The organism is Mesorhizobium sp. KACC 23794 (assembly GCF_052180275.1).
GTDB lineage: Bacteria > Pseudomonadota > Alphaproteobacteria > Rhizobiales > Rhizobiaceae > Kumtagia.
In genome coordinates this window covers 1,876,173-1,902,427 of record NZ_CP197465.1, presented here as the reverse complement: position 1 = coordinate 1,902,427, position 26,255 = coordinate 1,876,173, and the positions used below count along the sequence as shown (strand labels likewise).

Genomic DNA, 26,255 nt, shown 5'->3' with positions numbered 1-26,255 from the left:
CAGCGATCCACTGGCGCTTCGATCCAGGCGAAATCGCCAATGCCTGGACTATCCCACGTCTCAGTCCCGCCCTTTGCTTGGTGCCGGCAAACCCGGCGAAAGCGCTGCCGACGACAACGCAACATATGGAAGCATCGCGCTTCCCGATCGAGAGGGAAAATGGAAAAGTATCGGCTTCAGAGGTTGTTTCACCCGGCATCGCAACGCGCTTTGATCGTTGCGATCGATCATGCATTGTTCAACAACTCCGCGTTCCTTCCCGGCATCGAGAATATGAAGGACAGCGTCGCTAAAGTGGTCGAAGCCAGGGCCGACGGCGTCCTTCTGTCCGCGGGTGAAGCGCCACATCTCCAGCGATTGCCCGGCAGGGGCAAGCCGGGGCTCCTGCTGCGCGTCGATCCCGCCAATTTCTACAATAACGTTGCGCCTGTCTCGCGCCTGCATTGCCGGGTCTACGAGAACGCTGTGGAGATCGCGCTACGTATGGATGCAGCATGTATCTTGCTCAATCTCTTGCAGATCGACGACCATCCCGAAATGTTGAACCAATGCGTCGAAAACATCCTTCGGGTGAAGAACGATTGCGATCGGTATGGCATGCCGATGGCGGTCGAGCCGCTGTCTTTCAAGACCAGCAAGGACGGCTATGTCGGCGATGGCAACCCGCAGCGGGTGACGACGCTTGCCCGAATGGCTGCCGAACTCGGCGCCGACCTCATCAAAACCGATGCGACGGAGCCAGAGGAGGAGTTTCATCGCGTGATCGAGGCCGCCTCGGGCGTTCCCGTGACGGTTCGAGGCGGCAGCCGGGCGTCCGATCGGGAGGTTCTGGAGCACACGGAGCGCTTGGTCGCTCAAGGTGTTGCCGGGTTGATCTACGGAAGAAATATCATCCAGCACGAGAATCCTGCCGCCATGACGCACGCACTCCAGGCGGTTTTGCACCATGGCAAGTCCGCCGAAGAAGCGCTGGAACTGCTCAAGGCCGACTGAGATGAAGCAGAGCGACGTCAACCGTCTCTGTCGGGAAGCCGACGCATGTCTTCGGCGGCATGGTTGGGCCCTGCCGCCAAACGCCCAATTCGCCGCGACCGACTTCGGCCTGGGTGACTATCGCGCCGCAGGGCTGGTCGAGGTTCTCCTGGCCAATGAGCCCGAATACTGCGAGAAGATCATGTATGCCGGCGAAAACATGTCGACGCCGGCGCACACCCACGGCAAGAAGAAAGAAGACATCATCTGCCGGTCGGGCGAAATCCGGCTTACCCTTTGGAACGAAAACCCGAGACTCGAACCCGCCTGCGGTTCGGTGTCGGTCCAGATCAATCGGGAAATGCGCACCCTGCAATCGGGCGAGACGTTCACGCTGAAGCCGGGCGAACGCATCACGCTGACGCCGGGGATCTGGCATGAATTCGCGCCGTCTTCCCCGGGCACGCTCATAGGTGAAGTGAGCACGTGGTGTGACGAGGCGACCGACAATTTCTTCGCTGACCCGAAGGTCGACATCTTTCATGCGATCGAGCCGGACGAGCCTGCGGAGTTTGGCAGCTTTTCAGCGGAGATTCCCTCGTGAAGCAGCGTCCAAAGGCTCTTGTTTTCGACATGGATGGGCTTCTGCTTGATACCGAGGGGGTCTACAAGCGCTCCTGGACGGGCGCAGCCGCAGGCCTGGGCTTCGATCTGACGGACGCCCTGTTCCAGCGCCTCATTGGCATCACAATTGCCGACTGCGAGAAGCGGCTGGTTGAGCATTTCGGGTCGACTTTCCCACTTGACCGGTTTCGGAGCGATGCCCGGTCCGGGTACGAAGACATCATCCTCGCCGAAGGGATTCCGCTGAAGCCTGGCGTTCACGTCATTCTTGATTGGGCTCGAGAAGCGGGAATTCCATGCGGCGTCGGCACCTCGACGGTCACCGAGGAGGCGCGCAGTCGGCTGATCCATCACGGCATTCAGGATCGCTTTTCCGTGGTGGTCGGCGGCGATCAGGTGAGCCATGGCAAGCCTGATCCGGAAATCTTCCTGAAGGTTGCGCAAGGGCTGGGACAGGAGCCAGAATACTGCCTAGTCTTGGAAGATGCGCACAGCGGCGTCCGCGCGGCCCGTGCCGGCGGAATGTCGGTCGCCCTGATTCCAGACCTACTGCCCGCGACGGACGAGATCGCCGCCATGACCAGCGGCGTCTTTCCTTCGCTCAATGCGACTGTCGATTGGCTCAAGACGCTTCCCATGAGTTCCTCATGAAACCCGGTCTTATTGGAAGATTGGCTCGCCGCGCTGGTGCCGCATCCGAATCCCTGACCCGCCGTCAGTTCCTGAAGAGCGCGGCCGCGACGAGCGCTGGCCTGATGCTGGGCGGCGGCTTCGCTCAAGCCAGGACAGTCGGGTCGCCGCCTCACGTCATCATTGTCGGCGCGGGCTTTTCCGGCCTCAGTTGCGCCTACAGCCTTCGCAATGCCGGTGCCCGGGTCACGGTACTTGAAGCGCGAAACCGGGTCGGCGGGCGCGTTCTGTCGCTGACGGATTTCATCGACGGTCGCGTGGTCGAAGGCGGCGCCGAACTCATCGGCTCGAACCACGTGACCTGGATGGCCTATGCCCAGCACTTCGGCCTTGAGTTCCGTGATGTCACGGAGCCCGAGAGCGATAAGGCTCCGATCGTCCTCAACGGTAGGACGTATTCGGGCGCTGAACTGCCATCGCTTTGGGACCAGATCGAGCACGCGCTCTCCTTCCTCAATGCGGACGCCCGGAAGGTCGATCTGGATCGGCCGTGGGAAACGCCTGGCGCCGCGCAACTCGACAACACCAGCCTGGCATCGGCATTCGGCGCCTGGGACTTGGACGAGACGGCTCGACATGGCGCCCTCACATTGATGGCCAATGACGATGTTCTTTGGCCGGACCGCTCCAGCTATCTGGCCTCGCTGTCCTGCATCGCCGGCGGCGGATACGAAAAATTCTGGACCGACTCGGAAGTCTTTCGTTGCAGGGGCGGCAACCAGCAGATGGCCTTCAAGCTCGCCGGAGCGATCGGCGAGAACCAGATACGACTGAATGCGCCGATCGCCCGGATCAGGCTCGCCGGCACGGCCGCAGCAGTCGATATGGTCGACAGAACCAGTGTCGAGGGCGATATCGTCGTCCTGACCGTTCCCCCAAGCGCCTGGAACAATTTTACGATCGAGCCCGCCCTGCCGCAAGGATACCAACCCTCCACCGGTCCGGCGATCAAGTATTTGTCGAAGGTTTCGAACGCCTTCTGGGAAAAGCACGGCCTTGTTCCCGGCTCGCTGACGGATACCCCTGTGGGAGAAACCTGGGAAGCCACGGACGGGCAGCGCTCCAGCGGAGACGAGCCGGCCTGTTTCACCGTGTTCTCCGGAGGGCAGGCCGCCCAGAACTGCCTGGATTTTCCGCCGGAGCAGCGCACCCATAAATTTCAGGATCAGATCGAGGCGATCTATCCCGGCTATTCGTCAGCCGTCGAAAAGACCATGTTCATGGGCTGGCCGAACGAAAAATGGACCCAGTGCGGCTATTGCTCGCCAAGGCTCGGCGAGGTCACGTCGATCTATCCCAATCTGGAAAAGGGATTTGAAGACCGACTGTTCTTCGCCGGAGAATACACGAGCCTGCTGTTTACCGGCTACATGGAAGGCGGTCTCCACAGCGGCGCGAAACTGGCGAAGAAGCTGGCCACAACGCTCGGCTTACGCGTCGAGTAACCGTCTCGCGCGCAGGCTGGTGAACAGGACCCCGACCAGCGGTAACATGAGCAGGGGCGCGATCGCCGACGTTGCGATTCCCCAGTGCAAATCATGCATGTCGCCGACGACACCCACGACCCATGGCATCAGAATGCCTCCTGCATTTCCAAAGGCGGCGAGGACGGCAAACATGCTGGCGCCGCCATCGGGGTAGCGATCCGCAGCTACTGCCAGCATTGTCGGCCAGAGGCTGCTGCCTGAAAAACCCGCGGCGATGCAGGCAAGCAGCGCCAGGCTGGGATTCTGCAAGAAGGCCCCGAGCAGAAACAAGATGACGGACGTTGCGGCGCTCACCGCCAGAACCGCGAAAGGGTTTACCTGGTCTTCCAGCATTCCTACGACCATGCGGCCAAGCGCCATCGCGACGGAAAAAAACAGCAGCCCGCTCGCAGCGACCACCGGCGAAAAGCCAAGTGAAATCTCTGCATAGGCCGGTAGCCATTGAGCCATGCCAAGTTCTGTTGCGCCGCCGAGGAAGATTGCCAGCAGTGCTCCCAGGAACCAGGCCCGACGAAGAAGGGCAGTGAAGGGTGTTCGTCCACCCTCCGTGACCAGTGCGGGAAACTGCATCGGCGCGAACGCTGCGATCAGACCGAGAGGAAACAGGATCAGTGCCACGCACGCGATCCGCCAATCGATGTCCAGGGCCAGCGCCGTCATACCGATCAGCACCGTGACCACCGACCCGACGCAAAAATAGGAATGCAGCCAGTTCATCGCCGCCGTTCGTCGTTCGGGATTCAAGGCCGCCACAACTGGGCTCAAAATCATGTCGAGCATTCCCGCTCCAAGACCCAGCATGAAAACTGTGATCAGCAATGCCCCGTAGTCGCCGGCCATCGCTATGCCGGCCAGTCCAGCCACCATCAGGAAGTTTGCGAGCAGAACGAAAGGCTTCGCCCCGAACCGGTCGGCCAGAGGTCCGGTGACGGCAATTCCGGCGACGAGCCCGGCAAATGTGACCGCTCCCAGCCGACCCAGTTCCTCCTGGCTCAAAGGTTGCTGGCCTCCGAACGTCGCGCCGATGTTGGTCAGAAACACGGGCAGGAGATTGACGCCAATGGCTAGGCACATCATCGCCGCATAGCATAAAATGGTTAGCAGCTGGGGCCGAACGTCCCTGGCCATGGTTGTTGCCCCCTACGATGGAATGAAATGACGTTTGGACCCGCAATGGGCTTGTCGCTTGGACGATAGCCGAGCGTCTACTGTGGGTGAAGATGACATGCAACTCAGCGGCTGACCGCCAGGCGAGAAAAACTAAATCCAAGAAGGTGTTATCTGGACTGGGGGCTCCGCCTGCTCGTATCCGGCTGTGCCGGAGCAGCGTCCGCGGCTCGTTAATGAGGTGCAGTCCGCAGCGCCCGCTTTACACTCCAGGATGGACAGAACCGGCCCTGTCGCCTGATCACGAATGCTGATCTTGACCATGTCGAAGCCTCGAAGCTTGCTGTCGATCGCGAGGTCGAACTGGGTGCTGTCTCGAATGCGTCTCTCACGATCGAGGAAGGAGCGGACGGCCCAGATTCGCTTCTGTGTCAGCGGACGCTTGGTTCTTACCTTCTTCCCCGCGTTCCAACGGGCTCGCTCACTGCTTGCATTGAGAGTACCGAAAGTAAGTTCTCCTTGGCCTTCATTGGCCGAAGGACAAATGGTGCGGGGCACTACAGCTCTGAGACCGCTTGCGGAATAGCGGCTTCAGGCAACGACAAAGCGATAGCCGACAAGTCTCTCTTTGTGCCCGCGCAAAGTGGAAATGAAGGCGAGTAGGTTAAGTGACGTCCTTTGGAGATGTCTATTGTGAACCTACCCGAAACGATCGAGCCCGATATGACTGTTGACGAGATCATGCGACGGTGGCCGATGACGATAAGGGTCGTCATGCGCCACCGAATGCTGTGCATCGGTTGTCCGATCGGGATATTCCACACCGTCGTAGACGCGTGCCAGGCTCACCGGATCGACTTAGAATCCTTTTCGGCCGAACTGCTCGATGCCATGCGGCACGATCCGGTTGCCAAGGGTCCTTCCGCGTTCTACGGCGACAATGCCTTTCAACCGGTCAGCCGGACGGCCAAATAGCTAATCCGAAGCAATAGTGCTTGAAACGGCAGTTGAATCTGCGGGGGTCGTCGGCACTACTGCGTGGGCGGAACCTTGCGCCTGTTCTCAGCAACCAGCATCAGCGTGTGCGGGTCGGTCACCGTTACCTTCTGCCTGCTTGAGCGCACGATGCCCTCATCTTCCCAAGCGCTGAGCAGCTGGCTGACGGTGTGAAGGGTCGTTCCAGTCATTTCCGCTATGTCCTGGCGCGTGATCGGAAAGTCGATCTCGATCCCGTCGGCTGTCTTGCGTCCCGACTGGCTGACAATGCGCAGCAGCGCGTGAGCGATCCGCTGCTCTACCTGCTGGGTCGACATCGCCATGACCTGCGCCTGGGTTTCCAGCAGGCGCGCGCCTATGGTCTGGTAGGCGCTGGCTCCAAACCCCGGATAGCGACTGCAGCTCTGGCCAGGCAGAATTTGGCCAGGTGAGCACAACACAATCCACCGCCGCGACCGCTGTCGCCGGGTAGGTGGACCTGCCCATGGCCATGGCGATGCCGAACAGTTCGCCTTCGTTGATGTATCTCGCGATCACCTGATGCCCTTCGGGCGAGGTGCGGACGACCCGGATATGGCCGGAAAGCAGCAGGAAGAACGAATTGGCTTCCTGCTCCTGCGTGAAAATCTCCGAATCCTTCGGGAAGCGGGAGGATCTGGCGCGGGCAAGGATCGCATCGAGATCCTTACCGTCCAGTCCGGCGAATGTCTGCAATCCAGAGATCAGCGTCCGGTCCAGAGCCATCGTCTCTCGCGTCTCGCTTCCGCGATTTTGTCCGCAGTTTGCGCCAGCACAAACTGCCCTACCGAGCCGGAGGCTATCAAGGGGCAACGGCCTTCAAAGCCGCACATCGGAAAGGAAAGAAGATGAAGACGTTGTTTGCAGCCCTGGCGCTTGGCGCGGCCGTAGTGGTGGCGGGGGCAGCAGGGGCTGCCGAGATCGAGGTCGTGATGCTGAACAAGGGCGAGAAGGGCGCGATGGTGTTCCAGCCGGACTTCGTCAAGGCAGCACCGGGCGACACCATCCGCTTCGTGCCGACGGACAAGGGACACAATGTGGAGACGATCAAGGGCATGCTTCCGGAAGGCGTCGAACCCTTCAAGAGCAAGTTCAACGAGGAGTTCACCGTCACGCTCGACAAGGAAGGCGTCTATGGCGTCAAGTGTTCGCCTCATTACGGCATGGGTATGGTCGCGCTGATCGAAGTGGGCCAGCCCGTGAACATCGAGGAAGCGAAGGCGATTAAGCAGACCGGCAAGGCGAAGACCGTGTTCACCGAACTCTTCGGCCAGGTCTTGGCGGCAAACTGAAGCAATTTCCGAAAAGAGCCGGCAAGGAGGCGCGCCGATGGGTAAGGCGTGGCCGGCTCGCCTTTAGCGTTCCAGCCCGGTCGGCGGCAAGAGGGGATGCATCTCGGCAAACCGCTGCAGCCGGTCAAACACCGACGCTGCCGGCAGTTTGTCGCCCTCCAGTTCGGGGGGAACCTTCCAGCCAGGGTCGACGCCCTGCATGTTAGGCAGCTCGTGCGCGATGCCCTTGTGGCAGTCGATGCAGGTCGCCTCGCCGGACAGGAGGTAACGTGTGTGGATCGTCGCGGCCCGCTCCGTCTGTTTCGACAAATCCATGGCCACCGACGAGTGACAGTTGCGGCATTCGAGACTGTCGTTCGCCTTCAGCCGCGCCCACTCGTGTTGTGCCAGTTCCAGCCTGTGGTCTAGGAACTTCCGCCTGGTGTCGATCGTGCCGAAGATCTTGCCCCATACTTCCTTGGATGCCTGCATCTTGCGGGCGATCTTGTCGGTCCACTCGTGCGGCACGTGGCAATCCGGGCATGACGCCCGCACCCCCGAGCGGTTGGAGAAGTGGATGGTGCGTGTGAGTTCCTCGTAGACGTTAGCTTTCATCTCGTGGCACGAAACGCAGAACTGCTCCGTGTTGGTCAGCTCCAGCGCGGTGTTGAACGCGCCCCAGAACATGACGCCGCCGACAAAGCCGCCAAGCGTCAGGAAGCCGAGGCTGAGCGTCGCGGCGGGCGTCGCCAGGATGTTCCAGGCCCACAGGCCAGCGGCCTTCAGCCGTGACCACATTTACTGGTCTCCCGCGTGGCCGACGCCAAGCTGGCTCATGTCGATGAAGGTATTTCCTATCAGCGGAGGTGTGGCGGCCTGCGGCACATGGCAGGCGGTGCAGAAATAACGGCGTGGAGAGACGTCCGCCAGCATCTGCCCCTCGCGGGTGATGTAGTGGGTGACGCTGATCATCGGAGCGCCGGACCCTTGCGTGAACTCGCGCTTGTGGCAGGAGAGGCAGCGGTTCGTGTTGACGGAGAGCTGGTAGCCTTCGATCGAATGCGGGATGATGGGCGGCTGATCTGGATAGGCTCGCATCTGCCGGATATCGTCGACGGTCCACTTTGGTATCGGACCGACCGGAAACACCTCCATCGGCTGCGCCTGGCCCGTGAGCGGCGGGACGATCTGGATCGACGACATCTGCGCCAGCGCCGCGGTGCCGATGACCAAAAGGAGTCCGGCCCAAAGAACGACGCGCGCGCGGCGCGTCAGACGGGCATGACCTTGACCGCGCATTTCTTGAAATCCGTCTGTTTGGAGATGGGATCAGTCGCGTCGAGGGTAACCTTATTGATGAGTTTGCTGGCGTCGAACCAGGGAACGAACACGACCCCGTGCGGCATGCGGTTGCGTCCGCGGGTCTCAATCCGGACCCGGATCTCGCCGCGGCGCGAAACGACTTTGACCTCGGCTCCCTGATTAATGCCGCGCTTTCGCGCATCGTCGGCGTTCATGAAGCACACCGCGCCGGGGAAAGCCCTGAAGAGCTCGGGCACACGCATGGTCATGGAGCCAGAGTGCCAGTGCTCCAGCACGCGCCCGGTCACCAACCACACGTCGTAGTCCTCGTCAGGCGACTCGGCGGGCGGCTCGTATGGGACGGCTAGGATCACCGCCTTGCCGTCTGGCTTGCCGTAGAACCGCACACCCTCGCCGGGCTTCACGAATGGGTCGAAACCCTCGCGGTAGCGCCAGAGCGTCTCCTTTCCATCGACGACCGGCCAGCGCAGGCCGCGCACCTGGTGGTAAACATCGAACGGCGCAAGGTCATGGCCGTGGCCGCGCCCGAAGCCTGCATATTCCTCGAACAACCCCTTCTGGATGTAGAAGCCGAACTCCCTGGATTCCCTGTTCTCATACTCGGCGTCGAGGTCGGAGAGCGGGTAGCGGTCAACGTTGCCATTCCGGAAGAGGACCTCAAACAGGGTCTTGCCCTTGTAGTCCGGGTTGGCGTTCAGCAGATCTGCAGGCCAGGCGTCGTCGGTCGTGAAGCGTTTCGAGAACTCGACGAGTTGCCAGAGGTCGGAGCGGGCTTCGCCCGGCGCATTCACCAGTTGCCGCCAGACCTGTGTGCGCCGCTCGGCGTTGCCGTAGGCGCCTTCTTTCTCCACCCACATCGCCGCCGGCAGGATCACGTCGGCCGAGAGCGCGGTGACGGTCGGATAGGCGTCGGAGACAACGATGAAATTGTCCGGGTTTCGGTAGCCAGGATGGGTCTCGTTGCTGGTGTTCGGGGCGGCCTGGACGTTGTTGTTGACCTGCACCCAGTAGAAATTGAGCTTGCCGTCGTGCAGCATCCGGTCCTGCTGCACCGCATGAAAACCGGGTTTCTCCGGCACCAGCCCGTGCGGGACGCGCCAAATCTCCTCTGCGTGCTTCCGGTGTTCGGGATTGGTCACCACCATGTCGGCGGGAAGCCGGTGCGCGAACGTCCCGACCTCTCGCGCCGTGCCGCAGGCCGACGGCTGCCCCGTCAACGAGAACGGGCTGTTGCCCGGCTCCGAGATTTTTCCGGTCAGCAGATGGATGTTGTAGACCATCTGGTTCGCCCACACGCCGCGGACGTGCTGGTTGAAGCCCATGGTCCAGAGCGACATCACCTTTACGTCGGGATTGGCGTAGAGTTCCGCCAGTTCCTCGAGGAACTCCGGCTCCACGCCGGACAGTTCCGACACCTTGTCGAGCGTGTAGTCGGCGACCATCGCCTCGAATGCTTCGAAGTCGATCGGCTCCATCTTTCCGGGGTCGGCGGCTCCCTTCGCCGCCAATTCGATGGGATTGTCGGGACGCAGTCCGTAGCCAATGTCGGTCGCCCCCTTCATGAACACAGTGTGGTCACGCACGAAGGCTTCGTTGACGCGGCCCGTCTGAATGATGTGGTTGGCGATGTAGTTGAGGATCGCAAGGTCCGTGCCCGGCTTGAAGACGATCGGGATGTCGGCGAGATCCATCGAACGGTGGGTGAAGGTCGAGAGCACCGCGCAGCGGACGTGCGGATGGCCGAGCCGGCGATCGGCGACCCGTGTCCAAAGGATCGGATGCATCTCCGCCATGTTCGAGCCCCACAGCACGAACGCGTCGGCATGCTCGAAATCGTCGTAGACGCCCATAGGCTCGTCCATGCCGAATGTGCGCATGAAGGCATAGGCTGCGGACGCCATGCAGTGACGGGCGTTAGGGTCGAGGTTGTTCGAGCGGAAGCCGGCCCGCATCAGCTTCGTCGCGGCGTAGCCTTCGAAGATCGTCCACTGGCCCGAGCCGAACATGCCGACCGCCTCGGGACCTTTCTCCCTGAGCACGGTCTTGCACTTCTCGGCCATCAGGTCGAAGGCCTCGTTCCATGAGACCGGCTCGAACTCGCCGTCCTTGTCGTAGACGCCGTTTCGCTTGCGCATCAGGGGTGTTGTCAGGCGGTCCTCGCCGTACATGATCTTGGAGAGGAAGTAGCCCTTCACGCAGTTGAGGCCGCGGTTGACCTCGGCCTGCATGTCGCCATGGGTAGCGACGACGTGTCCGTCCTTGACGCCGACCATGACGCCGCATCCGGTGCCGCAGAAGCGGCAGGGAGCCTTGGACCATTTGATCTCCAGCGCCTCGACGCCGCCGGACACAGGCTGCGCCGCAGCCGGAAGCGCGATGCCGGCAGACGCCGCGGCAAGCGATGCCGCGTGCGCCTTGAGTAGATCGCGACGGTTGATGGTTGCCGTCATGACCTTGTGTCCTCTTGTTGCTCGACGTGCTCGAAGACCATGTTGGCGGAGATGACGCCGTCCATCGTCGAGATACGAGTCAGCGTCTCGCCGAGCATGCCAGTGCTCGGACCCTCGATCGTAATGACAATGCGGCTGCCATCGCAGGCATGGACTTCCACACCTGGCATCGCGGCGAGCTGCCGGCCGAGCTCCTCGCGGCGGGCGGGAAGCGCGAAGACGACGGCGCTCGAGATGTGATGGCGCGGCGCGACACTCCCCGTGAGAAGCGACCTGCGTGTTAATCCTTCGCGCATTGGCTCAACCTTCCGGCGGGCCGGGTGGACCATATACGATCTGAAACATCCAGACGAGGAAGCCGTAGCCGCCGACAACACCGACGGCAACGACAGGCCAGATGGCAAAAGCCAGGAAGAAAAAGGCCAGCAGCTCCCTTCGCCTCGTCTTTGTAAGCGAAGCTCCCGACTCGGAAAGGGCTTGCGGGCTGTCCTGGGGCATGACCTCCTCATGGGCCTTGGACGGGCTCGACGCCGCCATGCGTCTCGCCACTGAGAGGCTAGCGTCTCAAGCGGGCTTTTTCCAATACATTTTCGAGCGCGCCGGGACTATTTCCTGGCGTAGACCGAACCATTAAGAAATGCCTACGAAGCGGCCAGGAGGCCCTTCGTTAAGTCCCCAGCCTGTGGACCCAAAGTATCGGCGCAAAGTGCACGGCGAAGAGCAAGAAAGCCGCGCTCCACAGCGCGCCGCCGCAGGCCAGCAGGTGGATATACCAATATCCCGTCAGCGGCGCCGCTGAACCGCGCCGGGTTTACCGGAGGCTCCAACTCCAGAGAAGGTGGAGCCATGACAAGCAAGACGATCAACAAGTTCTCTCCCGAGGTTCGTGCCCGCTCGGTGCGAATGGTTCTGGATCACGAAGGCGAGCATGCCTCGCGGTGGGCGGCGGTTTCGTCGATCGCGGCCAAGATCGGCTGCATGGCGCAGACGCTACATGAGTGGGTGAAGAAGGCCGAGCGCGACAGCGGCGTGCGTGCCGGCGAGCCTACGGATGTTGCGACGAAGATGAAGACTCTGGAACGCGAGAACCGGGAGCTTCGGCAGGCCAACGAGATCCTGCGCAAGGCAAGCGCGTATTTTGCCCAGGCAGAGCTCGACCGCCCGTTCAAACGATGATCGCGTTCATTGACGATCATCGCGAGGTCCACAGGGTCGAGCCGATCTGCGAGGTGCTGCCGATCGCCCCCTCGACCTACCACGAGCACGTCGCCAAGCGGGCCGACCCCGAGAAGCTGTCGGCGCGGGCAAGGCGGTATGCAGCCTTGAAGGATGATGTCCGCCGCGTGTTTGAGGCGAACTTCCGCGTCTACGGCGTCCGCAAGGTTTGGAGGCAGTTGCAGCGCGAGGGCTTCGAAGTTGCCCGCTGCACGGTTGCCCGCCTGATGAAGGCCATGGGTCTCGAAGGCATCATCCGCGGCAAGCCGATCCGCACGACGGTGAGCGACAAGGCCGCACCTTGCCCTCTCGATCACGTCAATCGCCAGTTCCATGCTCCGGCGCCGAACATGCTGTGGGTCTCCGACTTCACCGACGTCAGCACCTGGTCGGGCTTTGTCTCGTTCGGGCCGGCCCTCGAACCGGTGGCGGGCTGCGGCCCTCACCTTTCGTCATCGACACCTATGCGAGAAGGATCGTCGGCTGGCGGGTGAGCCGGACGGCCCATGCGAGCTTCGTCCTGGACGCTCTCGAACAGGCTCTTCACGAACGGCGGCCCGTCCATCGTGGCGGCCTGGTGCATCACTCGTACAGAGGTTCTCAATACGTCAGCATTCGATACACCGAGCGCCTGGCGGAGGCCGGCGTCGAGCCATCGGTCGGCTGCGTGGGCGACGGCTATGACAACGCTCTCGCCGAATCCCGCCGGCCGAAGCCGAGGAACGATACTACGCCATGCTGGAAGAACCAGCCATGGCCGCGTGACTCAAACGAAACGGCCTCCGGTAAACCCGGCGCGGTTCAGAAAGCTCGTAGACAAGATCGTACTCAAGCCCGAGCCAAGCGGGCCTGGGCTACCGATCGATCTCCATGGCGATTTGGCAGAGACTCTATCCGTTGCGATTGGGAAAGCTCGATCATTGGAATTCAATGATCTGCCAACATCGCAGGACAAGCTGGTTGCGTGACCTCACAACCAGCTTGCTCGCAAGTCGATACTAACACACCCACCTAAGCAGGAAGACTGGTTGCGGGGGCAGGATTTGACCTTTGCCGAACCGCGGGCAGATTGCCTACCTAAATTTACAGCAAACGCGGAGGCGAAAAGAACTCAGGCTCCGATTAGCTCGTTGAGGTCCTCAAACTTTCCGGGTCAGCCGAATGCATAGACGCCGCCATCAACCCTTGGCAGCGAAGCGCCGCCATCGGAAATGAACGCAGGGACGCTTTTGCAGCCAAGCACACGGCGAGACCTCTATCAAATACGCTGTGCTTCCACTTCATGGCGGGACGGTCGCCTACCTTCGCTTGGACAAACTTACGCTCGGAAATCAGACTTCGGATATCGTGAGCATCCAGATGAGTGCGCTGTCGGCGACGGTGAGCTGGTTGTTCTGATCTGCCAACCGTACAAAGATTTTGCTCGGGCACTTCATACGTCATGAAGTGCCCGCGATGGATGCGTGGCTGAGAGCAACCTCGGTCCTGTGCCCTACGAAGGCAGAGGTCACAGTTCGAATCCTGTCGGGCGCGCCATTTACGAACAAAACTGGGCACTCCTGCCGGAGTTGCCCCATTCCCCATCACAAGCCGCTCTAAAACATCTCTCCGCCCGTGGATGCGGATTTCGGTGTCGTCGACTTCGACCTGGTCGATGACGGAGCGCAGATAGGCACGGCGGAACGGGATGGCGCCGTTGGCGACGTTCTCTCGCATGAGGGCGGCGAAGGCGCCGATTTTCTCTTCTGTGATTCTGGTCTCGGGCTGAAGCTCGGCGAAGGCGCGGTCCTTGGCAGCCTTTGCTTGGTCGCGTTCAGTCTTGAGCGATGCGAGCCGGTCTTTCAGCGTCGGGTCGGACGCATCGGCGATGCCGTTCTCAATCGCTTCGTAGAGCCGTGACAGGCGGCTTTCGCAGTCTGCAACCTTGTTCTGCAGAGCCGTAAGGCGCTGTGCGTGGTCTTCGCTGCGCGAGGCCTGCCGGGCCACCAGCCCGCCAAGGATGGCGCGCACCCTCTCTGGGGTGAATAGCGATGCATTGAGCTGGTCGGTGACACTCTGGTCGAGCTTGTCCATGCGGATGGACCTGCCCGGGCAGGCAGACTTGCCCTGCTGCGCGCAGGTAGCGCAGGTGTAATAGCGGTAGCGCCCGGACTTGCCGGTCCGCAGCGTCATACCGCCGCCGCAGCTGGCGCAGGTCGCAAGGCCCGTCAGAAGGATGGGTCCGGTGACAACGCGTGGCGGGGTCTGTTTCGGGTTGCGGGATTTCAGGCGGGCCTGCACGGCATCGAACAGGGACGGGTCGATGATAGGATCGACAGCGACCATGATTTGGTCGGCTTCGGGTTTGTCTTCTTTTGTCTTCCAGACTTTGCGGTTGAAACGGTACTCGCCCTTATAGGTCGGGCTGGTCAGGAGGGCGTGCAGCGGGCCGATTCCCCACCGCGCACCACGACGGGTGCGGTAGCCACGTTCATTCAGGTAGCAGGCAAGGGCTTTGACGCCGAGGGGGCCGCTCGTGCCGTTGCCTTCGTGGACAAGGCGGAATATGAGCCGCACCACCTCTGCCTCCACGGCATCAATGGCGAGGCGTTTCTTGGTTTTTGCTCCCCGCTGCTCCGCAGCCACAATGGCGTATCCATACGGTGCGGCAGCGCCGTTCCAGAAACCCTGCCGGGCGTTCTCCTGCATAGCGCGGAGAACGTGCTTCGCGTTCTCCTTGGACTGGTACTCGTCGAACAGGGCAAAGACCTGCCGGACCATGACGCTCATCGGGTCATCGCCGAGGTCTTGGGTGATGCTGACGAGCTTGACGCCGTTCTTGCGAAGGCGCCGCACATGGTATTCGAGAGCGAAATGGTCTCGGGCGAAGCGGCTGAAGGAATGGACGACAACCACGTCGAAGGGGAAGTCGCCGCCCGCCGCAAGGTCGAGCAGGCGCTGCAGCTCGGGACGGCGGTCGTCGGTTCCGCTGAGGCCAGCATCGACGAACTCGATGACAACCTGCCAGCCGCGCGCCTTGCAAAATTCCTGCGCCTGTCGCCGCTGGTCGGGGATGGAGAGGTCGTTTTCGGCCTGGCGGCCTGTCGAGACGCGTAGATAGAGGGCAGCGCGCAGGCTGTGAGGGTTATTCGCATCCAAAGTCGTGCGATTGAGAAGCTTCATGACAGTGCCCCCTCATTTTCCGGCACTGTCGCAGCTGTTTGGGGCCGTTTCGAGTCATCTTTCTTACTGGCGCTTGTTTCCAGCAGACGCAGTATTTGCGGCATCAAGTACGCTTCGATAGCGTCCAGTTCTTCGGGGGTGACGGGGAAAAGCTCAAGATTGTCGGCGATGACGGCAGGACGCGCGCTGTCACTGCTACTGGGCTTTTGGCCGGTAGCAGGGCGCAGCAACTCGCGATGGCTGGACTGGCGTCCGCGCATCTCCGCGTCCTCGGGACAGGGTTGAAGTTAAATGTCATCGTGGTGACGGCTTAGGCGTCGCCGTCCTCGCGCCGGTCTTTCAGGCCGCCGCCGGGGTCGAATACGTCAGATTCATCGCCACGCCGGGTATTTTCCTGCAAGAGCTCGAAAGCAGGGCTTTCGACGGCATCCTTGAGGAAGGCGAGGAAGGCCTTGCCGACCGCCTGCGCCTCCGGCGTTACGCGCCGTGCATGGCCCCACGCAAAGGCGTTCTCTTCCATCTGTCGGAAGTAGGTTGGATCATCCATGTCCGGGCCATGATGGCCGGACATGAGGATGGCGAGGAGATTGATTATTTCCTGAAACGCCTGTGCGGTTTGTTCGGGCGTTGCGCCATCGACATTGAGCCGCTCGAACCCTTCGGCAATAAAGCGCTCAATCGAGTCCGGCATTACGATGGTTGTTTTCGAATTCGACATGGCCAAAACCTTTGAGGAGCGTGGCGTTTGGTACTGACCTTGTAACAGGCCAGTACCATGCGGTTCCACGCGAAAACCTCGCGCCTGCCGACTAGCCCATGCGGGGGCCGGTCGTGCGCTGGCGGATGACGCGGTTTACGGCATCGAGGCTCGCAAATATCTCACGCGCTTGCTGCGAATGCGGCGCAGCCAGCGCCAGTTCGCGGTGCAGTGTGCCGCGCAGTCTGTGGAGCGCGGACAGGCTCAAGTGCTGAAGGTCTTGAAGGGTGAAGGTGCGGGACATCGTAGTTCCTTTCTCTCGCGGCCCCGCCAATCGGGGCCTTTGAGCCCCACACACAGACAATCGGCAGAAGGACCGATGGCGGGTTGCGAAAGAGAAAGGAGAGATGGACTGCGCTGCGCCCGGAGAGAGGGAGACAGTGGCCTGTTGCGTGCCATGCTCGGCGCGTCGCAAGCCCTCGCGAAGTTTGCTGGCCGCCGCGCGCGCGTGGTAGAATATCCTTATATTGGGAGAGACTATTTAAGAGATTTGCGTGTCTATTATGATTAGCGTACGCGGCCAATTAACGATGGCGCAGCTACGGCAGGCATTATTTGAGGCCCTTGGAGAAATCGAAGAAGGATACAACTTGCGCCACGCGCGCAACGTGACTGTCTTCGTAAACCCCACAGACGAATTCGGCGAAAAGGTCATCCTGCGCGACGAGCGCGGGAAGGTGCTTTCGCGCGTGACCAAGAAAGGGCCTTACCGGTCGGCGGCAGAGGAATACAACCTCTGACGGACGCCCGGAGCGATAACGGGAAAGGTGGTGCGGCATGAAGTTGCCGCCCTGTTACATAGGTTTGGAACAAGCACGCCAGGTGCTGGCGGAGATCGGCGTCGAATTGACACCACGGCAGATGAAGCGCGCAGCCGACCGAGATGCCCACGGTCATCGGAAGTTGCCGTTCTTCGTCGACCCGGTGGAAGGGACACTGAAAATAGAAAAAGGCACGTTGGTCGCAATTTACCAGCAACTGCAGAGCGACGCCGTGCGTGATTTCGTCGATAAAGATTGACTTCTATGTTCATATTTTGTTCTATAATTGAAACAACAATAAAAACAATGATTTCCCATGGCAGATATAAGGAAGCGCATGGGGCGTAAGGGGACCACCTATCAGGTCCGTTACCCCAGCAGAACAGCTAAGACCGGCTACGAGTATGCCACCTTCGACACCTTGAAGGAGGCGCGCGCCTTCACCGAAAATCTTGGGTCTTTTGAAAGCGTGCCTGGCGGACAGGCCATCAGCGTGGTCGAGGCTGTCGACCGCTGGCTGTCCATCTGCGAGAAGATTGGGCGAGACGGGCGCGAGAAGGTCGAGAAGCAGACCTACAACGAGTATGCCCGTCGCGCGAAGGTCATGAAAGAATATCGCTGGACCAAGCCGCTCCACGAGCTTGAGCAGCCTGATGTCGTCGCCTTTCGCAAATGGCTTCTTGAAACCAGGACGCGCGATTTAGCGCGCCGCTGCCTGTCCTCTTTTCACTCTGTCATCATCGAGATGAAATCCGAGGGCCTCATCAAGGGCGACCCGGCAGCCGGCATCACCATCAAGTCCGGCGGGCGCTATGAAGAAGAGGATGGCGAGGTTGTCATTCCGACAGACGAGGAAGTGCGCGCAATTTACGCCGCCGCCGACCGCATGGCAGAGAAGAACGACTACATGGCAGAGGTATGGGCGCGGTATCGCCCACTCATCTATCTCGCGGGTTTTACAGGTATGCGCCCGTCCGAGTACCGGGGCCTTTCATGGAAGGGTCTGGCAGGGGGCCAGGTTCGGATCACGCAGCGTGCCGACAAAACTGGAGACATCGGACCGGTGAAGTCTCGAGCCGGAAGACGCACTCTGTTCATACCGTCGTTTCTCGTCGAGATGCTCGAAGCATGGCGCACCGACTGCCCGGCATCCGCACAGGATCTTGTGTTTCCGACAGCCAGCGGGAAGCCGATGGCACTCGTCAACTTCCGGGCAGGCGCTTGGGACCCGTTGATGAAGGAGGCGGGCCTGGTTGATGAGGAAGAGCGCAGAGGCAAGACGGTACTGATCCCGCGTTATACGCCCTACGCCCTTCGGCACTATTTTGCTTCCAAGCTGATCGAGGGCGGTCACGACCTGAAGTTCATTCAGAAGGCTATGGGCCACTCGAAGATCGAAATCACCTTCAACATATACGGCCACCTGATCCGTGGGCGCGAAGAACACTACCGTGAATCGGCAGAAAAGCTTGCCGCTCAGATACTTGGCGAGCGGTCATGTGGCGAGTTTGTGGCGAATGCGCTGGAAGCCGCAGAATAGCTGGGTTTTTCGCAGCCTTCCAAGCTGGCTATGAGGGTTCGATTCCCTTCACCCGCTCCACCTGCAAAATCAATCACTTAGATGTATATTCTTTTCAGTAATGAGCCATTTTTCTCATTTTTGCCACAAGACCCGAGTCCGCTGAAACCCGCAGAAATCCTCGATTGTCCGCCCTAGCCCGTCTGAGCTTGTGGCAAGTTTGTGGCGAATCCTGCCTCGCATCGAGCTTCATTACCGGCTCCTTGGCTGCGTAATACGTCAAATCATCAACACTGCTCACCCCTGCTGTTTCACCTTCCTTGCTCGCCCTGACAGGCCACGCAGCCTCCGCAACAGCCGCCCGCTCCATTCGGCTGACGCCTCCCGTGTTGGCTGTTTCCCTCCGGTGCGGACGCTGCTTGGCGGCCTGTCCTTCCCTCGCTTCTGAAACAGCAAGAGGAGGAGCAATCTCAATGACGAAAGAATATTATCGAAACCGCGTATTCCACGGTGACTGCATTGATGTCATGCAGGGCCTGGCATCAAATTCCGTGGACTTCGTCCTGACGGACCCGCCTTACCTGATGAACTACCGTCCGCGTAGCGGAAAGACCGTCTTGAACGACAATCAGGCGGACTGGCTCGTTCCCTCGGCGGTGGAAATGTACCGCCTCCTGCGGCGCGATAGCTTGTGCGTCAGCTTCTATGGATGGCAGGCTGCTGACCTGTTCATCGATGCCTGGCGCAAAGCGGGATTCCGCATCGTCGGGCACCTCGTATTCAACAAGCCCTATGCGGCAAGCGCCCGGTTCGTCGAATACCGTCATGAATGCGCCTATGTGCTGGCGAAGGGCGGCCCCGCATTACCGGTGACGCCGCCGGCTGACGTCATCGAATGGGCCTACACAGGCAACCGGCTGCATCCCACGCAAAAGCCGGTCTCGGTTCTGGCACCCCTGATTGAAGCATTCTGTCCCCAAGGCGGGATTGTGCTGGACCCGTTTTGTGGTTCCGGCTCCACCCTCGTGGCTGCCCGCCAGACCGGCCGGGACTTCATAGGCGTTGAACTGGCGACCCAGCATCACCGGGTCGCCATCGACCGGCTTGCAGCCTAATGGCGGCATAGCCCTAATTCCGTGGCGTACTCGCATCGCGCCTTGCTATCCGCAAGGCCGTCACGATGGTCTCTTCGAGGTCGCAGGTATAGGACGACCGCCCCACGACATTCTCCACCAGCCATTCGGCTAGGCTGTGTGGACGAATTTGATCAAGCATAGTCCAGCAGCGAAGCTGACGATTGATCGATAGTTGCGTTCGGTTTTCTCACATCGCAGGGCGACGCGCTTGAAGCGTTTGACGAGGCCGATGCCCTGTTCGATACGGGCTCGCGCCTTGTAGAGCACCTTGGCGAAGTAGGCGGGCCTGTCCTTCTCGTTGCTCTTGTGCGGGATGACCGGGGCTATGCCTCTGGCTCTCGCGGCGGCGCGGTTGGCTTTGCTGGAATAGCCCTTGTCGCCGATGGCGGCGCGCGGCGTGATGTCGGGTCCGATGTCGAGCAGGATGGGGAAATGGGGCGCATCCGCCTTCTCGCCTCCGGTCAGGTCGAAACCGATCATGGCTCCCGATGCATCTGATTTGGCATGGATTTTCGTCGTGAACCCGCCTCTGGAACGACCGAGCGCCTGACCTTCCTGCCCCCCTTTGCGCCGGCCGCCGAGACATGGGCGCGCACCACGGTGGAATCGAACATCTGGATGAGATGCGCCGATGCGCTCATCGAAGCCAGCGTGTCGAAGAAGGCCTCGAACACGCCCGCCTTGCTCAACCGGTCGAAGCGTTTCCACACCGAGTTCCAATGGCCGAACCGATCCGGCAGCGCCCGCCAGCGCACGTTCTCAAGCGTGAAGAAGTGTATCGCCTCCAGGAAAAGCCGGTCGTTCGACGCCGTGCGTCCACGCCGCGGCAGGCAGGCCCGAAATACTTCCAACGTGTGATCCCAATCTGCTTCGTCCATCCGCGTTGACATGGTTTCCGATCTCCGAATCAATCGGAAACTCATGAATCACAACCGCTTCAACCGAGGAATCCTCAAACTTCAACACGCCGCAATTCGTCCACACGGCCTAGCTCGGCGTCAATGCTGATCGTCACTTTGTGCTGGCGATGCAGATAGCCCTTCATGTCGCCGGGCCAGAGCGCCTTGCGCCGCGCAGAGTGCTTTTTCCAGTCCTGGTATTTCATGGCCAAACCTTTCTCTGTCACCGGGTTGCATTCTTCCTGGATGACAGCGGCGGCGGGGCCCTTGCGGCACGTATGACCCTGCCCGCAGCGGATTTCCTCAACCATTGACGTCGAGGGCTGGCCGGGCGCGCCGTCCGGTCAAACCCCGCCCGCACCACTCCCGCCTTCAAGGGGCGGGACCGTGTTAGGGCCTGACCCGCCGGCTCATTCGCCCGTCCTTCCTTGCCCGCGTCTTGAGGAAAACCCGCAACGCAAGGAGCAAGGTCATGACGACCACCACCGAAACCCCGCGGCAGGATGTCTACAGCCGCATCACCAACCAGATCATCGAAGCCCTTGAGCAGGGCGTGAAACCCTGGACCCAGCCCTGGAACTCCGCCCACGCGGCGGGGCACGTCTCCCGGCCACTGCGCCATAACGGCCAGCCCTATGCCGGCATCAACATCCTGACCCTCTGGGCGTCGGCGATGACGGGGCACTACGCGGCGCCTATCTGGATGACCTTCAAGCAGGCCATCGAGCTTGGCGGCCATGTCCGCAAGGGCGAGAAGGGATCGCCCGTCGTCTACGCCGACACGATGCGCCGCACCGAAACCGATGACGCCACGGGCGATGAGACCGAGCGGGCCATTCCGTTCCTGAAGGCCTACACGGTCTTCAATGTCGAGCAAATCGAGGGCCTGCCCGAGCACTTCCACGCGCTGGCACACGCCAGCCGCAATCCCGACGAGCGGATTGCCGGAGCCGAAAGCTTCTTCGCTGCGACCCGCGCCGATATCCGGCACGGCGGTGACAGTGCCTATTACAGCCCGGCGCTGGATTACATACAGATGCCGCCCTTCGAGGCCTTCCGCGATGCGCAGGCCTATTACGCGACGCTCGCCCATGAGGCGACCCACTGGACGCGCCATGCGACTCGTCTTGACCGGGATTTCGGGCGCAAGAAGTTCGGCGATGACGGCTACGCCCGCGAAGAGCTCGTGGCCGAGCTGGGCGCGGCGTTCCTTTGCGCCGACCTGGGCCTGAAGCTCGAAGACCGGGCCGACCATGCGGCCTATATCGGCCACTGGCTGTCCGTTCTGAAGGAGGACAAGCGCGCCGTTTTCGCCGCCGCCGCGCACGCGCAGCGCGCCGCCGATTACCTCGGGCGCTTCAGCCGCCCGCTGGAGGCCGCCGCCTGAGCGGCGGCCTTTCTTCCCGAATACACGACTGATGGTCATGGTCGCCGTCCTTCTCGCAACGCTATTGCGGGATAGAGCCGGACGGCCCCGGCCATTCGTCCTCCGGACGGATCGGCAGCCTTTTGCGCGCATCCGTCAGGCTGTCCATGTACTTGTCGCAGAAGGTGAGTCGGTCGAGGATTGCGTTGGCCCGCCGCTGGCCCATCACCTCAGCCACATCAAAACGCTGGCCGAGATATTCGAGGACTACGTACCAAGACTCCCCGTAGTAGCGCGCCACGCGCAGACCGGGCTTGGTCCTGACCTGGTAGTCGATTTCGTCCTTCTCGGCCTGCGCTTTGTCATGCTGGTAGAGCACGAAGCGGTGCTCGAAGGAGCGATCGAACTTCTGCCATTCCGGCTCCGGCTCCCAAGAAGGGGCCTTCTTAATCTTCTTGAGCCAGATGGCGTTTTCGCTGAATTTCACTGTCGCAGTCACCTGCGCGAGGTGCCGGATTTTCTGCTGCATGAAGGGACGGCCGCACAGGCCGCCGAGGAAGAACCCGATGGCGGGAGCCGTTACGGTCATCGCCTCGTAGCTGATCCAGCCCGCAACGCCGACAGCTGCGACAGCCAGAAGACTCGCCATTTCATCGGCGGACTGCGCGTCGAACGGGCGAAGATGACGGAGGGCGACGCTGATGGTGGTGCGCCCGCCTTCAACGGTGATGTCCGTATGGGGTTCGCCCTCAAAGACTTTCGCAATCGCGTTCATGACCGTTCTCCTTGCGGCCGCGCCTTGTTTGTCGCTGGCCTGCATGAGAATGTGTCACCGGAGGACGCGGCTTTTCCTCGCGCTTTCCTCGTAAAAATGGACCGGTCTATGGAGTATGCGGACGATATACTCGCAAGGATTCAGGCGGCGCTGATAGATTATCACGCCGCAACCCATACCAATGGCCGCAAGCGGACATGGTCCGCCATCGCCCGTGAATTGCACGAAACCTCGCTGGACACGCTCGATACTGACGAAGACCTTGAGGATGACGGCGAGCCTCTCCGTGACCCTTACAAACCGCTCGCGGAGGCCTTGCGGCGCTTTGCGGCGGGCACGCAGACACCGAGCAAGGAACGACTTGATGCGCTCTGCGCCTATCTCAAATCCAAATCCTTCCTGACCGATGCCGACCTTCGGCCCGCCGAAGCCTGGAACCCACTCGTCCACGCGCTGTCGGCGTTCTTCGGAGGGCAGGATGACGGCCGGGATTTTGCACCGCTGCAGGGGCGCTTTGCGGCAAGCCGCAAGCTGGCCTCCGGCCGCACGGAGCTGTCCGTCGTCACTGTCCGGGATGGGGGAGTTCATGCCCCGGTCGTCGAGGACAAGCTCTACAGCCTGACGATTGCGCCGCAGTCGACGAAGCGCGATGCGCTTGCCCGTCTCCTGAAGCGCTCGGGCGGCAGCGAGCAGCGTTTTGATGGCTGGCTTTTCCACCGGAACGGGCAGGCCTGCCTTGTCGTCCAGGACAGTCTGCGCGGGGAGCCTAGCATCTACACGGTACTCGACCGCAAGGTCGCGGCGGGCAACAAACCTGCCGCCATGCTGCTCGTAAAGTCGCGGGATTTCGGCGCGCCAGCGCCGGGATATGAGAAGGGCCGGATGAGCTTCGTTACGGAGGATACGAGCACCCGGGACGTGGCCTTCGGGAAAATCAAAGAGCGCATCTGGGAATACCGGCAGGAGGGCGAGCCCGATGGCTAATGGTCCCGGCCAGACAGATGATGCCGAACGCCGGCGGCTGCACGCGGTGTTTCTGGAAGCTGTGAACGTCGGTGACGTTGACAGGGTACGTCAGTTCCTCGCGAACGCCGCCATCGACATCAACTTCGCAGAACCCGGGACCGGCCTAACGGCGCTCCATGTCGCGGCAGGACGCAACGCTGTTGCTGTCCTGCGCCTTCTTGTCGGGACCGGGCGCTGTAACCTTGGCATTAGGGATGCACAAGGGCGGACGGCGGCCGTCGTAGCCGTCACCGTGGGGCGCAATCCTGCCGTCGGCCGCTACCTCGCTGACCTTCAGCACGGCGCGGGGATTGCAGTCCCCGCGCAGCGCCGCCGCCCCGGCGAGCAGACGGACTCAGGGTGACGCGTACTTCCCGGCAAACGCCTGATGCACGGGACTGCTTTCGTCGAAATACTCCACGCGCTGGAGCATCAGCGGATTGTAGCCCGCCCACACCACCAGTTGGCGCTTGCGTCGGTCGCTGCGTGCAAACTGGCGGCTGACTTCATCCGGCGTCAGGAGGTCATACTGCTCCAGTGATTCCGAGCGCCCGGTGATGCCGGTGGCCCTTTGGTCGGTTGCGGCTTCTCCTTCCCGGGTGACTTTCACCACGGTCTTCCCCAGCCGCTTTGAGACGTACTCCGTCGTCATCAAATCGTTGTTGCCGAAGAACTGGAGAATTCCGGCATTGCCGACGAACGTCTCCCAGCGTTCCTTGTAGAGCGCCTTGCCCTGTCCCCAGTCCTGCAGCACCACCCAGAGCTTCACGCCGAACGAGGCAATCTGCCCGGCGGCGTCTTCGAGCTGCTTCATGTGCCCCAGTACCGGGAATTCGTCGAGGCAGGCCAGGACCGGGACGGCAGGTTTTGCCTTCTCCCGCTCCATCGCATCGAGAAGTAGGTTGATGAACACGCGCAGCCACCGGCTGCAGCGTGCCATCCGGTTGGCGGGCAGGCACAGGTAGACGGTCATCCCCTGTGTTGCCGTCTTGAGCGTCGAGAGGTCAAAGTCGTGCCCGTCCAGCACCCGTGCCATGGCCCGAAAGTCTAGGAACTTCGTGTGGCGGCGGGTTGTCGAGAGCACGCCCGCACGTTCGTTGGGTGGCCGCTCGTAGAAATCACGGGCAGCCCCTTCGATGACGTCCCCGACATCGGCGAGGGTTTCACTGCGCTGCAAACGCGCCGCGTTCTTGAGCATGGCGAGTTCGAGCGCGAACGGGTCATCCTCACCCGCGCCAGTCGTGACGAACACGGTTCGCAGCAGCGCCCGCAGGGTGACGAGATTGCGCCGTCCCTCAAACGCGGGGTCTGTTGCGATGTGCAGCAGCAGCCCTTCGATCCAGTTCTGCGCACTGTCATCCCAATGCGGGTCTTTGCCACCCGCGATGACAAGCGCGTCTGAAATCAGCCCCGCATCCTCGATGATGGTGTCACTCTCAGGCGAGAGCAGCGACAGGGGATTGAAGCTCGTGCGGTACGGCTTCAGCCGTTCCGGCACGATATGAAAGGGGTCGAGAATGCAGACCTGTTGACCGAGCGCGCCGCGCCGCTCAGCGGTGATGGCGGCCAGCTCACCCTTAGGGTCGAGCGCCAGGACGCTGCCGCGATAGAAGAGAAGGTTGTTCACGAGCGTCACCGACTTTCCCGTCCGGGAACCGGCAATGGTCATCACATGGCGGTTGTCGTCGATGCCGATGAGGCGGCCATCAAGAGCGCCAACTAGAATCTTAGCCCCGGGGCTCGCCGGGTCATACGCCATGTGGCGGCTGCCCATGATCTTCTCACAGGGCTCCCACCGTGCCTGCGGGACGCTCTGGCGATCGAGAAAACGCGTCGTCACGCCTCGCGCGATGTCGCTCATGAAGTCTTTTTCAAAGGCGTTCATTGGGGGGCTCCTGCCGACCGGGGTTACTCTGGCCATTTTGGAGTGCCCATCCGGCAGACTTCCTCGCTATTTCCTCGCGCCTTATCGCGGATGTGCCAGCGCTCAACCGCCCGGGGGATGCTCCCCTTTATCGTTGTCACCCTTCGAAGCCTGCTTGAACGTGCCTTCCGGCGCCTTGCCGTCAATGACCCGCCCGCACCACTCCCGCGCATCTATGCTGGCGGGACCGTGTTGGTCATGACGGCGGCGGCTGATGCCGGCCGGCCTTTCGTTCCGCGTCCCTCGGGACACGCAACAACGAACGAAAGGAGAGCCCCATGGGCCTTGATATGTACGCCTTCGCCATCCCCGAAACCCCGGCAGCGCCGATCGATTTCGAAGCCGAGACCGGCAGTGAACTGCACTACTGGCGCAAGCATCCGAACCTCCACGGCTGGATGGAGGCGCTATATCGCGCCAAGGGCGGCAGAAATGACGACTTCAACTGCGTCAACCTGCAGCTCACGGCTGATGATCTCGACCGGCTCGAAACCGATATCCGCAGCGGCAACCTGCCGCCGACCAGCGGCTTCTTCTTCGGTCAGTCCGATGGAACGGAACTCGCGGACGACCTGGCGTTCGTCGAGAAGGCGCGGGCTGAGATCGCAGACGGCATGACCGTCTTCTACACCTCGTGGTGGTGAACATTCCGCGGCGGCCCTGCTGGGTCGCCGCGGTTTCATTTTTTCTTGCGGGGGATGGGCGCTGGAGCGCCCGCCTCATTGTTCCACGTTTCGGGCCAGGATGCGGAAGGGACGCCATTGCCGGTGATGGCGCAGAAAACAGGCCATCGCTCCG

At 61.4% G+C, this 26,255-nt stretch carries 28 protein-coding genes, 3 pseudogenes and 1 other annotated feature; of the genes and pseudogenes, 15 read left to right on the top strand and 16 right to left on the bottom strand.

Going from position 1 to position 26,255, the window contains the following annotated elements; genetic code table 11:
• The first annotated feature begins 159 nt into the window (after positions 1-159).
• From ACSBOB_RS09375 to ACSBOB_RS09360, 4 genes are read left to right on the top strand one after another with little or no spacing between them, the layout of a single operon-like run.
• The gene (locus ACSBOB_RS09375; RefSeq protein WP_442582149.1) at positions 160-993 is read left to right on the top strand and encodes a class I fructose-bisphosphate aldolase; all 834 of its coding nucleotides are present in this window, start codon (positions 160-162) and stop codon (positions 991-993) included.
• 1 nt (position 994) lies between these two features.
• The gene (locus tag ACSBOB_RS09370; protein ID WP_442582148.1) at positions 995-1,576 is read left to right on the top strand and encodes a D-lyxose/D-mannose family sugar isomerase; all 582 of its coding nucleotides are present in this window, start codon (positions 995-997) and stop codon (positions 1,574-1,576) included.
• Positions 1,573-2,247, top strand: a complete 675-nt coding sequence (locus ACSBOB_RS09365) for an HAD family hydrolase (protein WP_442582147.1) — start codon at positions 1,573-1,575, stop codon at positions 2,245-2,247. The genes ACSBOB_RS09370 and ACSBOB_RS09365 overlap by 4 nt, the downstream gene beginning before the upstream one ends.
• Entirely contained in the window at positions 2,244-3,731 is a 1,488-nt protein-coding gene (locus ACSBOB_RS09360) for an FAD-dependent oxidoreductase (protein ID WP_442582146.1), read from the top strand. The genes ACSBOB_RS09365 and ACSBOB_RS09360 overlap by 4 nt, the downstream gene beginning before the upstream one ends.
• On the opposite strand, the gene ACSBOB_RS09355 is transcribed toward ACSBOB_RS09360, so the two are convergent.
• Complete coding sequence (locus ACSBOB_RS09355; protein WP_442582145.1) at positions 3,717-4,901, bottom strand: MFS transporter; 1,185 nt, start codon at positions 4,899-4,901, stop codon at positions 3,717-3,719. The genes ACSBOB_RS09360 and ACSBOB_RS09355 overlap by 15 nt on opposite strands.
• Before the next feature lie 672 nt (positions 4,902-5,573).
• Between ACSBOB_RS09355 and ACSBOB_RS09350 the strand changes: the two genes are divergently transcribed.
• Positions 5,574-5,855 (top strand): DUF1858 domain-containing protein, encoded by a 282-nt coding sequence (locus ACSBOB_RS09350; RefSeq protein WP_442582144.1) that lies wholly within the window; start codon positions 5,574-5,576, stop codon positions 5,853-5,855.
• Between the two features lie 56 nt (positions 5,856-5,911).
• Here ACSBOB_RS09350 and ACSBOB_RS09345 read toward each other — a convergent pair.
• Positions 5,912-6,620: pseudogene (locus tag ACSBOB_RS09345) on the bottom strand (Crp/Fnr family transcriptional regulator).
• 122 nt (positions 6,621-6,742) lie between these two features.
• On the opposite strand from ACSBOB_RS09345, the gene ACSBOB_RS09340 reads away from it, so the two are divergent.
• Positions 6,743-7,186, top strand: a complete 444-nt coding sequence (locus ACSBOB_RS09340; protein WP_442582143.1) for a pseudoazurin — start codon at positions 6,743-6,745, stop codon at positions 7,184-7,186.
• Positions 7,187-7,249: 63 nt separating this feature from the next.
• Here the strand turns inward: ACSBOB_RS09340 and ACSBOB_RS09335 are convergent, their stop codons facing one another.
• The 5 genes from ACSBOB_RS09335 to napE are packed head-to-tail and all read right to left on the bottom strand — an operon-like array spanning position 7,250 to position 11,436.
• A complete protein-coding gene (locus tag ACSBOB_RS09335; RefSeq protein ID WP_442582142.1) occupies positions 7,250-7,963 on the bottom strand; it encodes a cytochrome c3 family protein in 714 nt (237 codons plus the stop codon).
• A complete protein-coding gene (locus ACSBOB_RS09330; RefSeq protein ID WP_442582141.1) occupies positions 7,964-8,464 on the bottom strand; it encodes a nitrate reductase cytochrome c-type subunit in 501 nt (166 codons plus the stop codon).
• Positions 8,437-10,938 carry a periplasmic nitrate reductase subunit alpha gene (gene napA / locus ACSBOB_RS09325; protein ID WP_442582140.1) on the bottom strand — a complete coding sequence of 834 codons (2,502 nt, stop codon included), beginning with the start codon at positions 10,936-10,938 and terminating at the stop codon, positions 8,437-8,439. Before napA ends, ACSBOB_RS09330 begins: the two co-directional genes overlap by 28 nt.
• On the bottom strand, positions 10,935-11,234 hold the full coding sequence (locus tag ACSBOB_RS09320; RefSeq protein WP_442582139.1) for a chaperone NapD: 300 nt from the start codon (positions 11,232-11,234) through the stop codon (positions 10,935-10,937). The genes napA and ACSBOB_RS09320 overlap by 4 nt, the downstream gene beginning before the upstream one ends.
• 4 nt (positions 11,235-11,238) lie before the next feature.
• On the bottom strand, positions 11,239-11,436 hold the full coding sequence (gene napE, locus ACSBOB_RS09315) for a periplasmic nitrate reductase, NapE protein (RefSeq protein WP_442582138.1): 198 nt from the start codon (positions 11,434-11,436) through the stop codon (positions 11,239-11,241).
• A gap of 348 nt (positions 11,437-11,784) precedes the next feature.
• Here napE and ACSBOB_RS09310 point away from each other — a divergent pair.
• Positions 11,785-12,856: pseudogene (locus ACSBOB_RS09310) on the top strand (IS3 family transposase); the annotation flags it as partial.
• Positions 12,069-12,185: a sequence feature (AL1L pseudoknot), on the top strand. Its footprint overlaps the pseudogene before it by 117 nt.
• Before the next feature lie 419 nt (positions 12,857-13,275).
• On the opposite strand, the gene ACSBOB_RS09305 reads toward ACSBOB_RS09310, so the two are convergent.
• From ACSBOB_RS09305 to ACSBOB_RS09290, 4 genes are all read right to left on the bottom strand, one after another.
• The gene (locus ACSBOB_RS09305; protein ID WP_442582137.1) at positions 13,276-15,315 is read right to left on the bottom strand and encodes a recombinase family protein; all 2,040 of its coding nucleotides are present in this window, start codon (positions 15,313-15,315) and stop codon (positions 13,276-13,278) included.
• On the bottom strand, positions 15,312-15,575 hold the full coding sequence (locus ACSBOB_RS09300; RefSeq protein ID WP_442582136.1) for a hypothetical protein: 264 nt from the start codon (positions 15,573-15,575) through the stop codon (positions 15,312-15,314). The genes ACSBOB_RS09305 and ACSBOB_RS09300 overlap by 4 nt, the downstream gene beginning before the upstream one ends.
• 50 nt (positions 15,576-15,625) lie before the next feature.
• A complete protein-coding gene (locus tag ACSBOB_RS09295) occupies positions 15,626-16,033 on the bottom strand; it encodes a hypothetical protein (protein WP_442582135.1) in 408 nt (135 codons plus the stop codon).
• A gap of 91 nt (positions 16,034-16,124) precedes the next feature.
• Positions 16,125-16,316, bottom strand: a complete 192-nt coding sequence (locus tag ACSBOB_RS09290) for a hypothetical protein (protein ID WP_442582134.1) — start codon at positions 16,314-16,316, stop codon at positions 16,125-16,127.
• Positions 16,317-16,575: 259 nt separating this feature from the next.
• On the opposite strand from ACSBOB_RS09290, the gene ACSBOB_RS09285 reads away from it, so the two are divergent.
• The 4 genes from ACSBOB_RS09285 to ACSBOB_RS09270 all read left to right on the top strand — a co-directional run bounded on the left by ACSBOB_RS09285 (position 16,576) and on the right by ACSBOB_RS09270 (position 19,467).
• On the top strand, positions 16,576-16,812 hold the full coding sequence (locus ACSBOB_RS09285; protein ID WP_442583694.1) for a hypothetical protein: 237 nt from the start codon (positions 16,576-16,578) through the stop codon (positions 16,810-16,812).
• Positions 16,813-16,849: 37 nt separating this feature from the next.
• Positions 16,850-17,092 carry a hypothetical protein gene (locus ACSBOB_RS09280; RefSeq protein ID WP_176526771.1) on the top strand — a complete coding sequence of 81 codons (243 nt, stop codon included), beginning with the start codon at positions 16,850-16,852 and terminating at the stop codon, positions 17,090-17,092.
• 57 nt (positions 17,093-17,149) lie between these two features.
• Positions 17,150-18,373 (top strand): tyrosine-type recombinase/integrase, encoded by a 1,224-nt coding sequence (locus ACSBOB_RS09275; protein WP_442582133.1) that lies wholly within the window; start codon positions 17,150-17,152, stop codon positions 18,371-18,373.
• Between the two features lie 452 nt (positions 18,374-18,825).
• Positions 18,826-19,467, top strand: a complete 642-nt coding sequence (locus ACSBOB_RS09270) for a DNA methyltransferase (protein WP_442582132.1) — start codon at positions 18,826-18,828, stop codon at positions 19,465-19,467.
• A 129-nt stretch (positions 19,468-19,596) separates the two neighbouring features.
• Here ACSBOB_RS09270 and ACSBOB_RS09265 read toward each other — a convergent pair whose 3' ends face one another.
• From ACSBOB_RS09265 to ACSBOB_RS09255, 3 genes and pseudogenes are all read right to left on the bottom strand, one after another.
• Positions 19,597-20,196 (bottom strand): IS5 family transposase, encoded by a 600-nt coding sequence (locus ACSBOB_RS09265; RefSeq protein WP_442583693.1) that lies wholly within the window; start codon positions 20,194-20,196, stop codon positions 19,597-19,599.
• A gap of 11 nt (positions 20,197-20,207) precedes the next feature.
• Positions 20,208-20,366 (bottom strand): annotated as a pseudogene (locus ACSBOB_RS09260) (hypothetical protein); the annotation flags it as partial.
• A gap of 74 nt (positions 20,367-20,440) precedes the next feature.
• On the bottom strand, positions 20,441-20,698 hold the full coding sequence (locus ACSBOB_RS09255) for a hypothetical protein (protein ID WP_442582131.1): 258 nt from the start codon (positions 20,696-20,698) through the stop codon (positions 20,441-20,443).
• Positions 20,699-20,859: 161 nt separating this feature from the next.
• Between ACSBOB_RS09255 and ACSBOB_RS09250 the strand changes: the two genes are divergently transcribed.
• Positions 20,860-21,774 (top strand): ArdC family protein, encoded by a 915-nt coding sequence (locus ACSBOB_RS09250; protein ID WP_442582130.1) that lies wholly within the window; start codon positions 20,860-20,862, stop codon positions 21,772-21,774.
• Positions 21,775-21,835: 61 nt separating this feature from the next.
• Here the strand turns inward: ACSBOB_RS09250 and ACSBOB_RS09245 are convergent, their stop codons facing one another.
• Complete coding sequence (locus ACSBOB_RS09245) at positions 21,836-22,528, bottom strand: hypothetical protein (protein WP_442582129.1); 693 nt, start codon at positions 22,526-22,528, stop codon at positions 21,836-21,838.
• 108 nt (positions 22,529-22,636) lie between these two features.
• Here ACSBOB_RS09245 and ACSBOB_RS09240 point away from each other — a divergent pair, with 108 nt between their 5' ends.
• Positions 22,637-23,512 (top strand): hypothetical protein, encoded by an 876-nt coding sequence (locus ACSBOB_RS09240; protein WP_442582128.1) that lies wholly within the window; start codon positions 22,637-22,639, stop codon positions 23,510-23,512.
• Positions 23,505-23,897 carry an ankyrin repeat domain-containing protein gene (locus tag ACSBOB_RS09235; protein ID WP_442582127.1) on the top strand — a complete coding sequence of 131 codons (393 nt, stop codon included), beginning with the start codon at positions 23,505-23,507 and terminating at the stop codon, positions 23,895-23,897. The genes ACSBOB_RS09240 and ACSBOB_RS09235 overlap by 8 nt, the downstream gene beginning before the upstream one ends.
• Here the strand turns inward: ACSBOB_RS09235 and ACSBOB_RS09230 are convergent.
• On the bottom strand, positions 23,889-25,418 hold the full coding sequence (locus ACSBOB_RS09230) for a type IV secretory system conjugative DNA transfer family protein (protein ID WP_442582126.1): 1,530 nt from the start codon (positions 25,416-25,418) through the stop codon (positions 23,889-23,891). The two genes, ACSBOB_RS09235 and ACSBOB_RS09230, sit on opposite strands and share 9 nt — an antisense overlap.
• Before the next feature lie 317 nt (positions 25,419-25,735).
• On the opposite strand from ACSBOB_RS09230, the gene ACSBOB_RS09225 reads away from it, so the two are divergent.
• Positions 25,736-26,101: a phosphoglycerate kinase gene (locus tag ACSBOB_RS09225; protein ID WP_213332185.1), complete on the top strand. Its 366-nt coding sequence runs from the start codon at positions 25,736-25,738 to the stop codon at positions 26,099-26,101.
• The last annotated feature ends 154 nt before the right edge of the window (positions 26,102-26,255 follow it).